This is a genomic window from Hyphomicrobiales bacterium, assembly GCA_030688605.1.
Classification (GTDB): Bacteria; Pseudomonadota; Alphaproteobacteria; order Rhizobiales; family NORP267; genus JAUYJB01.
In genome coordinates this window covers 21,813-33,207 of the sequence record JAUYJB010000133.1, presented here as the reverse complement: position 1 = coordinate 33,207, position 11,395 = coordinate 21,813, and the positions used below count along the sequence as shown (strand labels likewise).

Below are 11,395 nucleotides of genomic sequence, written 5' to 3'. Positions count from 1 at the left end.
GGCGGCGGCAAGGGGCTCAGCTATTACCGGCTGAAACCCGGCATGGAGAAGGCCGCGGCCTTCCTCGAGACCCGTCGCTACGCCGCCTATCTCGGCGCCACCACCGAGTTCACCAAGATGGAAGGACAGGCCCACAACGCCGCCGACAAAAAGCTCTACACGGTCATCAGCTACGCGCGAAAGGGCATGGTCGAGGGCGAGAACCAGGACCGTCCGCAGGACGACATCCGGCTTGCTGGCGACGCCAAGGACCTGAACTGCGGCATCGTCTATGAAAGCAGCATGACCGGCGGCCAAAACGACCGCGATGGCCATCCGATCGCCAGCGACTGGGTCGCCGCCGATATGGTGGCCCTCATCCACGGCGCAAGGCAGCCCGCGGGCGCGGCCGGCAGCTACGACAAATGCGTCACCGACATGGTCGCCAACGCCGACAACGCAAACTATTCGGAGGCCATGCGGACACTGTTCATCGGCGAGGATTCGGGCAACCACCTCAACAACTTCGTGTGGGCCTACAATGTCGACACCAAGGCGCTCGCCCGCATCTACTCGGCGCCCGCCGGCGGCGAGAACACCGGCCTTTCCGTCTATGACAATGTCAATGGCCGCGCCTATATCACCGGCAATGTGCAGCATCCGGGCGCGGCCGACGATCTGTCGGGCTACCCGGACGAGATCAAGGACGGCCTTCGCCACATGGTCGACGAGCGCGGCATCGTCGCCTATTTCGGCGGCCTGCCGGCGATGGTTCACGTGACAAAACAAGCCGCGATCCGCTGAATCGCTGACCTGCCAGCCAGCGTCGAAGCAGGCGGCCCGGCCCGGCTATCGTCCGGTCGGGCCGTTTCCCGTTGGCGATGTCGTGCAGTCGGGGCGGCCAAGCCGTTCGGATTTCGTGTTGACCTTCCAGTCTTAGGAAGGCTCAATGAGATCCCCGAGGCAGCCTTGCACAAGGAATGATCCGTCATGAACATCTCCGCGGCATCGGACCGCTCCGGCCTGCCGGCCAAGACCATCCGCTATTACGACGATATCGGCCTGGTGCGGCCGCAGCGGCGGGCGAACAATTACCGGGACTATTCGGCCCGCGACCTGCATACGCTGCGCTTCCTGCAGCGGGCGCGCGGCCTCGGCTTTTCCATCGAGGAGTGCCGCAGCCTGCTGGCGCTCTATGACGACCGCAACCGGGCCAGCGCCGACGTGCGGGCGCTGGCGGAAGGCCGCATCACCGACATCGACCGCAAGATCGAAGAGCTGAGATCGCTGCGCGCGACACTCGGCGCGCTGGTCGCCGCCTGCCACGGCGACGCGCGGCCCGATTGCCCGATCCTCGACAATCTGTCGGGTGAAAGCGGGTGAGGCGGCGCATTCTCGTTGCGGCCGCAGTGGCGGGGCTGATCGCCATCGGGGCATGGAGCCTCATGCCGGAGGACCCCGTGCCGCTGCTCGACGTGACCGTTCCGGCGCTCTCCGGCGAGGCGGCGGCAGGCGCGCGCCTGTTTGCCCGCTATTGCGACGAATGCCACGGGCCCGCCGGCGCCGGCAGCCAGGCCGGGCCGCCGCTCATCGACTCGATCTACGCGCCCGGCCATCACGGCGATGCGTCTTTCTATTCCGCCGCCCTCGGCGGCTCGCGCGCGCACCATTGGCGCTTCGGGCCGATGCCGCCGGTCGAAGGCATCACGGAACAGGAGATCGGCAGGATCATCGCCTTCGTGCGGGCGGTACAGAGAGCGAACGGGATCGAGTGAGGGCGACTTCATTACCCCTTTGGGAGTAGCGCGCGCAAGTTGTATCCGGAAGAAAACACGAACATCGGCTGCGCATATTGTCGCATTCTGCCCCACATTCGCCGGTTGTCATGAATGAAGACCGCCGTCCGTACATGGTCTTAGGCGGCAGCTATCCGCCGTGCCGACTTTTTGAGGGGCGGGGCGGGGGAAGAATGCGCTTGCCCGCAGGCTGAGGTCGATGGTATACCAGACAACCCTTGCGGGAGGAGGGAAATATGCCGGTAATGCGGCCGCCTGCGCGGCCGCGAATGAGCCCCAGCAGCCATGGTGGCGACGACCGGAAAGGGGATAAAGAACCCCCAAATGAGATCAAGAAGGGTGATCTTTTCCCCTTGACCAAGCGCTGAACCAAACTCGGTCGCGACATTCTGTCTGCGCTCCCGGGCCAAAGTCTCAAGAGCGTCAGGCGCTTTTTAAAATGCAAGACCCCAAGTCCCAGCTCATCGGGGCCAGTCGGAAGCAAGCCTCAAGCGGGTCTGACGATCCGCCGGTCATTCGGCTTGTTCCGATCGTTGACCGGCATTGCGCAATTTCCCGCATCTTCCACGCCCGCTCCAAGGCGCGCGCTGGGACATTTCCGGTTTCACCAAACGGAGGGATGCACACATGAGCACCGGTTCCGTGGAAGTCGTCTATCGCGGCATCTTCCAAAAGACCCTGGCCAAGAACATCTGCCGCGGGATTGTCTTGGCCGCCAGAAAAGATGGGAAAATCGGCATCGCGTTCGGCCGCTACGGCGATTCGCCCGAACGCAATGGCATCCCGGCCAAGCAGTTCGCGGTGGTCTCCGACACCGAGGAAGAGTTGGAGGAGTATCTTTCCCGGTACGAACCCGACAATAACGACGTGACCATGGCCGTCGACGACACGCTGTGCAAGGGCGTGGAGTCCTGGGCCTGGTACGGTCTGCAGCCGATCAACAAGCTGCTGGCCGAGAACGGCACCCTGTTGGTCACCTCGGTGCAATCGCCCAACAAGCTGATCAACTTCATCCACCGCAAGGGGGCGCCTTACAATCTGGCCGTTCTCAAGTCGCCCGCCAGCTTCTCGGGGCTTTGGGTGTTCAAGAACGATCACACGGACGTGCGCCTGCTCGGCGCGCTCGCCAAGGTGGCCCCGCACATCGTCAGCCTCGATTCCATCCTCAAGGCGATCAAGGAGCAGTGGAAGGACGACCTGAAGGTCGCTTCCGCCAAGAAGGCCTACGAGACGACCGAGTCGGCGTCCGTCAGCGCCGACCAGGGCAGCGAGGCCGAACCGTTCTCGTTCGACCTGCCGGGCTGGACCAAGATGGAGGAAGGTCTGGTCATCCGCGGCATGAAGGTGCACGCGGAAGGCGGGCGGGACGGCGGCTACGTTCCCGGACGCAACGAGGTGTTCAAGAAGTTCTCGACCCGCACCATGCGGCCGGTGATCAATTTCGACACCTGCACCAAATGCACGCTGTGCTGGCTGAATTGCCCGGACACCTGCTTCGACATCACGCCGGACGGCTTATACGACGCCAACATGGAGGCGTGCTGCGGCTGCGGCGTGTGCGAGGCCGTTTGCCCGGTGGAGCACTGCGTCACCATGGTCAACGAGGAAGCCTTCGACGACAATGCGAGCCAGTGGGAGATGTGGGTCAAGGACAACAAGGGCTATGCCGGCTGGCTGGCCGAAAAGATCACCAACCTGCCCGACCGCACCCATGGGTTCCATCATATAGGCCAATATGCGGAGGAAATCGCTCATGAGCGCGCCTAATCCAGCGACTGCGAAAACCGCAGAAACAACCGTTCCCGGCGGGCCAACGGGTCAGACGGAAGAGCTGATCAGCGGCAGCGAGGCGATTGCCCACGCTTGCCGGCTCGCCGACGTCGATGTGATCACGGCCTACCCGATACGGCCCTACGACACGGTTATGCAATATGTGGCGCAGATGATCGCCAATGGAGACTTCGACTGCGAATTCATCGTCGCCGAGAGCGAGCATTCTCAATTCGAGATCGTCAAGCACGCCTCGGCGGTGGGTGCGCGGGTGTTCGTCGGCTCCAGCGGCGTCGGGTGGTTCTACGCCTTCGAGGCGCTGGCGGTGACCGCGGGCCTGCGGTTGCCGATGGTCGCCATGGTCGGCAACCGGGCGCTCGACGACCCCGGCGCCTTCGGGGTGGAGCACAACGATGCGCTCGCGGTCAGGGACCTCGGCTGGATGCTGGTCTGGGTCGACAAGGCGCAGGAAGCGCTGGACACCGCGCTGATCGCCTATCGCGTGGCCGAGGATCCGCGCATCTTCCTGCCCTGCGCGATCAGCTGCGACGGCGCCTTCCTCACCCACTCGCAATCGATCGTCAACGTTCCCAGCCAGGCGATGGTCGACAGCTTCCTGCCCCGCTACAACCGGGGCGACAAGCAGTTGCATCCGGATAACCCGATCACCATCGCCCCGCAGGCGAACGAGGACTGGCTGATGGAGATGCGCCGCCAGAACGACATGGCGATGCGCCGCGCGCGCAACGTCATCATCGAGGCGTATGACGATTTCGGCGCCAAGTTCGGGCGCGTCGAGGAACCGTTCATCGAGCGCTACATGATGGACGACGCCGAAATCGCCCTGGTGGGAATGGGAACCCTGGCGATGCCGGTCAAGGTTGCCGTCCGCAAGATGCGCAAACAGGGCAAGAAGGTCGGCTTCGTGCGCGTGCGTTGGTTCCGCCCGTTTCCGGCCGAGGACCTCCAGGACGCGCTTGCCGGGGTGCACGCCGTCGGCGTGATCGACCGCGACTACGGCTTCGGCTCCGCCTTCCACAGCGGCGTGCTGGCCGGCGACCTGCGCTCGGCGCTCTATCCGATGCAGGACGGGCCGACGGTCGCATCCTTCGTCGCCGGCCTCGGCGGCCGCGAAGTGACCGCCGACAATGTCGCCGAAATCGCCGACATGGTGTTCGCCGCCGCCGAAGGGGGCGCCACCAATGACCGCGAAACCTACTGGATCGGAGTGCGGGAGTAGGGACCATGACAGACACAACCACCCAACCACTGGAAGACTATCTCGGAACCCAGGTTCTGGAGGCATGGAAGGGCCCCAAGAAGGTCCCGGCGGAGGAATATTTCACCTCCGGTCACCGCACCTGCCAGGGATGCGAGTCGGCACAGCTCATGAAGCTGATGGCCAAGGCGGGCGGGCCACGCTCGATCGTGCTTGGCTCAACCGGCTGCATGTATGTCGCCAATACGACCTACTATTCGACACCGTGGGCGATCCCGTGGATGCACACACAGCTTGGATCCTCGGGCTCGGCGGCGACCGGCACCGCGGCGGCTCTAAGGGCGCTGATGCGCAAGGGCAAAATGGACAAGGAGCCGATCAACGTCATTGCCGTGTGCGGCGATGGCGGAGGCGCCGATATGGGCCTGTCGGCCATTTCGGCGGCGCTCCAGCATACCCAGTACAATCTGCTGATCTTGATGTATGACAACGAGTCTTACGCCAACACCGACATTCAGGTGTCGGGGTCCTCGCCCTACGGTGTGAACACGACCTTCAGTCCTCCGGGCAGGAAGCGGCGCATCATGAACACGCGGTGGAAGAAGAATACCGCCGCGATGCTGGCCGCCGGCCATCCCGGCTGCAAGTACGTGGCGACCGTGTGCACGTCCTACCCCGTCGACACCATGAACATGGTGCGCAAGGCCTTGAGCATCGGCGGCCCGACCTTCATCCACTCTCTCGATCCCTGCCCCAAGGGCTGGGACTACGATCCGAGATATTCCCACGAGCTCGGCGAGCTTGCGGTGGAAACCGGCATCTGGCCGCTCTATGAGGTCGAGAATGGCGTCTTGAAGATGTACGGCCGCTCCGAGCGGATCAGGAAAGGGCAGTTCAAGCGCAAACCGGTCGAGGAGTATCTGCTGCGGCAGGGACGCTTCGCGCACTTCATCGAGGAAGACATCGCGCTGTTCCAGAGGAAGACCGATGAAATGTGGGAGAAGTGGTTGGTCCCCGGTGTGATCCCGTTCAGCGGAGCCTAGGGCCGTACCCGTACGACAGTGGCCCGGCGCCATCCGACCCGCAAGGGGAAGACGGCGCCGGCGGGTCTATCGCGCAATCGGGTTCGGCGCCGGCGCGGCTCCGCGGGCGATGCGGTTTTCCGGCGCGCCAAGGAGCCCTACAATCTCGACCCGCACCCGGTTCGCCCTCTTGCAGGAAGCGCGGCGGGTCCAGGAGGGCGCAAGCTCACCCTCATGGTCGAGTTCCCTGACGATCGGCGGCTTGACGATGGCTTCCTCCGGGCCGGGGCGGGCTCGACGAAGAAGCGTGACGACTGGCCTGGACCGGATCAGTCCGGGTCGGCGCGCTCGAGGCGGGGGGTCCTGGGAAGTCTCGGCCGCAGGAAACGGCCGACGAGGAGCGGCGCGAGGAAGCCGGCAATGGCGATCATCCAGATCCCGATCGCCAGCCACGAGCCCCACAGGATCGACAGATCGCCGTCGGAGATGGTCAGCGCGCGGCGCAGATTTTTCTCCATCTCGTTGCCGAGCAGCACGCCCAGGATGACCGGCACCAGCGGCACCTCGAGCTTGCGCAGGAAATAGCCGCCGACGCCGAAGGCGATCATCACCATGAGGTCGAAGGTCGAGCCGGATATGCCGTAGATGCCGACGAAGGAGATCATCGCCACCGCCGGCATGAGAAAGCGCGGCGGCACCATCAGCACCCAGACGAACAGGCTGACCAGCGGGATGTTCATGGCGAGCAGCATGAAGTTGGCGATGAACAGGGCGGCGATCAGGCCCCAGACCACGTCGGGGTTGGACTGGAACAGGAGCGGCCCCGGCGTGATGTTGAGCGTCAGGAGCATCGCCAGCAGCACCGCCGTGGTGCCGGAGCCGGGAACGCCGAGCGCCAGCATCGGCACCAGCGCGCCGCCAGCGGCCGCGTTGTTGCCCGCTTCCGGCGCAGCCACCCCGCGCGGATCGCCGTTGCCGAAGGTCTTGTTCTTGTCGGAAATCCGCTTTTCCGTCGTATAGGCGATGAACGAGCCGAGCGAGGCGCCGGCGCCCGGCAGCACGCCGGCGAGGAAGCCGAGCACGGTGCTGCGGCTCATCGCCGGGATCGACTGGCGGATCATGGCAAGCGGTGCCGTGACGCGCCCGAACGTCACCTTTTCGGCCAGGGTCCCGCCGCCGTGGCCCTCGAGGAACAGAAACACCTCTGAGATCGCGAACAGGCCGACAATGGCGACGAGGAAACTGATGCCGTCGTAAAGATGCACGACGCCGAAGGTCAGCCGCGGCACGCCGGTCTGGTGGTCGACGCCGATCATGGCGATGGCAAGGCCGATCGCCGCCGCGATCACCGCCTTCGCCTGGTTCTTGCTGGCGACGCCGCCCAGCGTCGCGAAGGCCATAGTGTAGAGCGCGAAATACTCCGCCGGCCCGAACAGCAGCGCCACCTTGACCAGAAGCGGCGCCAGGAAGACGAGGCCCCAGGTGGCGAAAAAGGCGCCGAAGAAGGAAGCGATGCCGGAAAGCGCCAGAGCTTCTCCCGCCAGCCCCTTTCTGGCCATGGGATGGCCGTCGAGCGTCGTCATCAGCGCCGGCTCGTCGCCGGGAATGTTGAGCAGGATGGACGAGATGCGGCCGCCATACATGGCGCCGTAATAGACGCTGGTGAGCAGGATCAGGGCGGGCGTTGCGGGCAGGCCGAGGGTGAAGGCGAGCGGAATGAGGATCGCCACGCCGTTCGACGGGCCGAGTCCGGGCAGGGCGCCGATGATGGTGCCGAGGAAGCAGCCGATCAGGGCAAGGAACAGATTCTGCGGCGTGAGAGCGATCCAGAAACCGTCGGCAAGCGAAGACAGCGCGTCCATGGCCTAGGGCCTGTTGACGGTTATGTTGCGGGTCCGGCGGGAGCCAATTTTTCCGCCTGCCAGAAGCAGGCGCCGCCGTGGTGCTTTCCCACCACAAAGCGTCTGCGACGCCGCAGGCGGGAAAATGGGCCCCGTCCCTGCGGGATTTGGCGCAATCGGCGCGATGCGGCGTCGCTCGTCCTCGAATATGCTAGGCATGTCCACCGTCCTCGCTCCTAGCCTCGCACCGATTTCGCTCAAACCAGACCTCGCAAGATAACCGTCAACGGGCCCTAGAACCCCCACGGGCCCCTGGCCAGCGACAGGCCCAGAACGAGATGGAAGATCACATAGATGCCAAGCGAGATCGATATGCCGGAGATGGCCGCATATGCCGGCGGCGAGCCGAGCCGCCAGCCGAGGACCGAGGCGGCGATGGCGGTCGCGACGACAAATCCGATCTCCGGCAGAAGTAGCGCATAGGCGACCATCACCACGACGGCGATACCGATCTCGAGAAAGCCGCCCACGCCCGGCCAGGCCGGCCGGGGATCGGGCCCGACCAAGGGAAACAGGCCCGCCAGGCCCAAAACGCCCCCGATGATGATCGGAAACGCCTTGGGCCCGAGCGGATCGACGATGAAACCGGGTTCGATCAGCGTCGACCGCCAGATCAGGAAGGCGGCCAGCGCCAGACAGACGACCCCTAGAAGGCGATCATTCATCGCGCTTACCGCGCTTACTTGAGCAACCCGATTTCTTTCGAAAGCACCTCGGTCTTGTCGATCTGGTCGGCAACGAAGGCGGTGAATTCATCGCCTTGAATGTCGAGCGGCATCAATCCGTTGTCGGTCATGATCTGCTGCCATTCCTCCGAGTCGTAGACCTTGGCGATGGCATCGGTCCAGAAGGAATAGGCTTCCTCCGACATGCCGCCGGGCGCGTAGAAGCCGCGCCAGTTGGCGCCGACCGCGTCGATGCCCTGCTCCTTGGCGGTCGGGAACTTGCCGAATTCGCCCGGAAGCCGCTCGGGCGCCAGAATTGCGAGAACCTTGAGGTCGCCGGAATCGACGAAGCCCTTGGCTTCGGAGATGTCGCCGGAAAACGCCTGCACATGGCCGCCGAGAAGCTGCGTCACGGCCTCGCCACCGCCCTCGAAGGCGACATATTTGATGCTGCGGATATCGTCGATGCCGGCGGACTTGGCCGCGATCAGGACCTTGAGGTGGTCCCAGCCGCCGACCGAAGAGCCGCCGGCAACGGCGACGGATGTCGGGTCGGCCTTGATTTTGTCCATCAGCTCGGCGAGCGTATTGATCGGCGAATCCTTGGCCACGGCGATGACGCCATAGTCGGCGCCCACGGACCCGATCCAGCGGACCTGCTGCATCGTGTTGCCGGGATAGGCGCCCTGGGCAAGCCGCGTCGCGGTCGCCGATGAGGCGGCGACGATCAGGTCGTTGTCCTCGTTGCGCTTGTTGACGACGTTGGCATAAGCAACCCCGCCGCCGCCGCCGGACATGTTGGTGACCCGGACCGGGCTGCCGACCAGCTTGATGTCATAGAGGGTCTTGCCGACCTGGCGGCAGGTGAAGTCCCAGCCGCCGCCAGCGCCCGCCGGCGCAATGCATTCCACATTCTCCGGCTTCATGCCCTGGGCGGACGCCGCGCCCGAAAAGGCGAGCGCCGCCACTCCGGCGAGAACGATCCGGCGTGTCACAATCGCGATTGTCATGGATTTTTCCTCCCTGATGGCTCCCCCCAATATCTCTCTTTTAGCGGTTATTGGCCAGACATGTCTTTCGCGAAAAGGCGCTACCCGGCTGCTAAAAGCGCGGATTGGGCTACCGAAAGCACCCCTCCCCACAGGGGAGAGGGGACGTAAGTAACGCCTTCCATCGCATTTCTTCAACAGCCTGCCAAGGCCCGCAGGGCGGGCGCGGGATCGCCTGGTGCGTCGCGCGCAGCGCCTGCGACCAGCGTTCGCGCAGGTCGTGGAAATAGGGCTGTGGCCGTCGTCATGACGCTTTGCGACGTATGGTCTCCGATCGGTCCTCCTTGCCCAATATGCAGGTGGGGCAAGTCCAGCGCGAAAATGGAGCGCAACGCGAATCCAAGAAATAGGCGAAATGCCTAGCGCTTCTGCCTAGATAAGCTTCAATCCCCGCAGGCTCGAATGGCCGTCCTTGCCGACGATAACGTGATCGTGCACGGCGACGCCCAGGGGCGCCGCGATCTCGACGATGCGCCGCGTCATGTCGATGTCGGCGCGCGACGGGGTCGGATCGCCGGAGGGGTGGTTGTGCACCAGGATCAGCGCCGAGGCGGAGAGCTCCAGCGCCCGCTTGACCACCTCGCGCGGATAGACCGGCGTGTGGTCGACGGTGCCCGACTGTTGCAGCTCGTCGGCGATCAGCGCGTTGCGCTTGTCGAGGAACAGGATGCGCAACTGTTCCTTGTCGGCGAAGGCCATGCTCGCCCGGCAATAGTCGAGGACGCCGCTCCACGAGCCAAGCACGGGACGGGCCTTGACCTTGCCGGCGGTCATGCGCTGGGCGGCGGCGTGGACGATCTTGATCTCGGTGACGACGGCCTCGCCGATGCCTTCGACTTCCTCGAGCAGCGTTTCGGGTGCCGCCAGCACCTCGGCGAAGGAGCCGAAACGCGCGATCAGCGCCTTGGCGACGGGCTTCGTGTCGCGGCGCGGGAGGACGCGGAACAGGATCAACTCCAAGAGCTCGTAGTCGGCAAGCGCCCGTTCGCCCGCTTCGCGGAATTTGGCACGCAGGCGCTCGCGATGGCCGTGGAAGTGAGGTTTGCCGGCTTCCTGCCTGCTTGCGCCGCTTTCCGCCATGAGCCCCGCCCTTAGGTGACGGGCCGCAGCGGCGGCAGGTCGAGCCCGGCCGGCGACAGGGTGAAAATCTCCACCCCCTGTTCGGTGACGCCGACGGAGTGCTCGAACTGTGCCGACAGGGAGCGGTCGCGGGTCACGGCGGTCCAGCCGTCGGCGAGGATTTTGACGTGCGGGCGGCCGAGATTGATCATCGGCTCGACGGTGAAGAACATGCCGGGCTTCAACGCCAGCCCCTCGCCGGGCCGGCCGTAATGCAGAATGTTCGGCACGTCGTGGAACAGCCGGCCGAGGCCATGGCCGCAAAAGTCGCGCACGACGCTGGTGCGCTCGCTTTCCGCATAGGCCTGGATGGCGGCGCCGATGTCGCCGACGGTGGCGCCGGGACGGATCACCGCGATGCCGCGCATCATCGCCTCGTGGGTCACCTCGATCAGGCGTTCGGCGGCGCGCTTGGTCTCGCCGACCGGGTACATGCGGCTCGAATCGCCGTGCCAGCCGTCGAGAATCAGCGTTACGTCGATGTTCAGGATATCGCCGTCGCGCACCCCCTTCTCGTTGGGAATGCCGTGGCAGACGACGTGATTGATCGACGTGCAGATCGATTTCGGATAGCCGCGATAGTTGAGCGGCGCCGGAACCGCGCCGTGATCCATGGCGAATTCGAAGGTGATGCGGTCGAGATGGGCGGTGGTGACGCCGGGCGCGACCTGGCCGGCCAAAAGGTCGAGGGCCTCGGCCGCCAGCCGGCCGGCCGCCCGCATTCCCTCGAAAGCCTCGGCTTCGTGGAGCTTGATCTGGCCGGTATTGCGCAAGGGGGCCTCGTCGGCCGCGACGTAGTGCATGTTCGAAACGGGTATCCGGGGTACTTGTCCCACGCACGGAATGTAGAGCAAGCGGAGGCGGGCGCAAGTCGC

11 protein-coding genes and 1 pseudogene are annotated in these 11,395 nt (G+C 64.9%); 6 read left to right on the top strand and 6 right to left on the bottom strand.

Going from position 1 to position 11,395, the window contains the following annotated elements; genetic code table 11:
• The 6 genes from Q8P46_14625 to Q8P46_14600 form a co-directional block, all read left to right on the top strand.
• The coding region (locus tag Q8P46_14625; GenBank protein ID MDP2621382.1) for a hypothetical protein at nt 1-783 on the top strand (783 nt) is incomplete at its 5' end.
• Nucleotides 784-969: 186 nt separating this feature from the next.
• The gene (gene cueR, locus Q8P46_14620; protein MDP2621381.1) at nt 970-1,362 is read left to right on the top strand and encodes a Cu(I)-responsive transcriptional regulator; all 393 of its coding nucleotides are present in this window, start codon (nt 970-972) and stop codon (nt 1,360-1,362) included.
• A complete protein-coding gene (locus Q8P46_14615) occupies nt 1,359-1,754 on the top strand; it encodes a cytochrome c (GenBank protein MDP2621380.1) in 396 nt (131 codons plus the stop codon). Before cueR ends, Q8P46_14615 begins: the two co-directional genes overlap by 4 nt.
• A 648-nt stretch (nt 1,755-2,402) precedes the next feature.
• Entirely contained in the window at nt 2,403-3,542 is a 1,140-nt protein-coding gene (locus tag Q8P46_14610) for a hypothetical protein (protein ID MDP2621379.1), read from the top strand.
• Nucleotides 3,529-4,785: a hypothetical protein gene (locus tag Q8P46_14605; GenBank protein ID MDP2621378.1), complete on the top strand. Its 1,257-nt coding sequence runs from the start codon at nt 3,529-3,531 to the stop codon at nt 4,783-4,785. Before Q8P46_14610 ends, Q8P46_14605 begins: the two co-directional genes overlap by 14 nt.
• Nucleotides 4,786-4,790: 5 nt before the next feature.
• Nucleotides 4,791-5,807 carry a thiamine pyrophosphate-dependent enzyme gene (locus Q8P46_14600; protein ID MDP2621377.1) on the top strand — a complete coding sequence of 339 codons (1,017 nt, stop codon included), beginning with the start codon at nt 4,791-4,793 and terminating at the stop codon, nt 5,805-5,807.
• A 308-nt stretch (nt 5,808-6,115) separates the two neighbouring features.
• Here the strand turns inward: Q8P46_14600 and Q8P46_14595 are convergent, their stop codons facing one another.
• The 6 genes and pseudogenes from Q8P46_14595 to map all read right to left on the bottom strand — a co-directional run bounded on the left by Q8P46_14595 (nt 6,116) and on the right by map (nt 11,323).
• Nucleotides 6,116-7,648: a tripartite tricarboxylate transporter permease gene (locus Q8P46_14595; GenBank protein MDP2621376.1), complete on the bottom strand. Its 1,533-nt coding sequence runs from the start codon at nt 7,646-7,648 to the stop codon at nt 6,116-6,118.
• Nucleotides 7,649-7,920: 272 nt separating this feature from the next.
• Nucleotides 7,921-8,352: a tripartite tricarboxylate transporter TctB family protein gene (locus Q8P46_14590; protein ID MDP2621375.1), complete on the bottom strand. Its 432-nt coding sequence runs from the start codon at nt 8,350-8,352 to the stop codon at nt 7,921-7,923.
• Nucleotides 8,353-8,366: 14 nt separating this feature from the next.
• On the bottom strand, nt 8,367-9,278 hold the full coding sequence (locus Q8P46_14585; protein ID MDP2621374.1) for a tripartite tricarboxylate transporter substrate-binding protein: 912 nt from the start codon (nt 9,276-9,278) through the stop codon (nt 8,367-8,369).
• 265 nt (nt 9,279-9,543) lie between these two features.
• Nucleotides 9,544-9,636 (bottom strand): annotated as a pseudogene (locus Q8P46_14580) (peptidase).
• 137 nt (nt 9,637-9,773) lie between these two features.
• The gene (gene radC, locus Q8P46_14575; GenBank protein MDP2621373.1) at nt 9,774-10,481 is read right to left on the bottom strand and encodes a DNA repair protein RadC; all 708 of its coding nucleotides are present in this window, start codon (nt 10,479-10,481) and stop codon (nt 9,774-9,776) included.
• A gap of 11 nt (nt 10,482-10,492) precedes the next feature.
• A complete protein-coding gene (map, locus tag Q8P46_14570; GenBank protein ID MDP2621372.1) occupies nt 10,493-11,323 on the bottom strand; it encodes a type I methionyl aminopeptidase in 831 nt (276 codons plus the stop codon).
• Between the last annotated feature and the right edge of the window lie 72 nt (nt 11,324-11,395).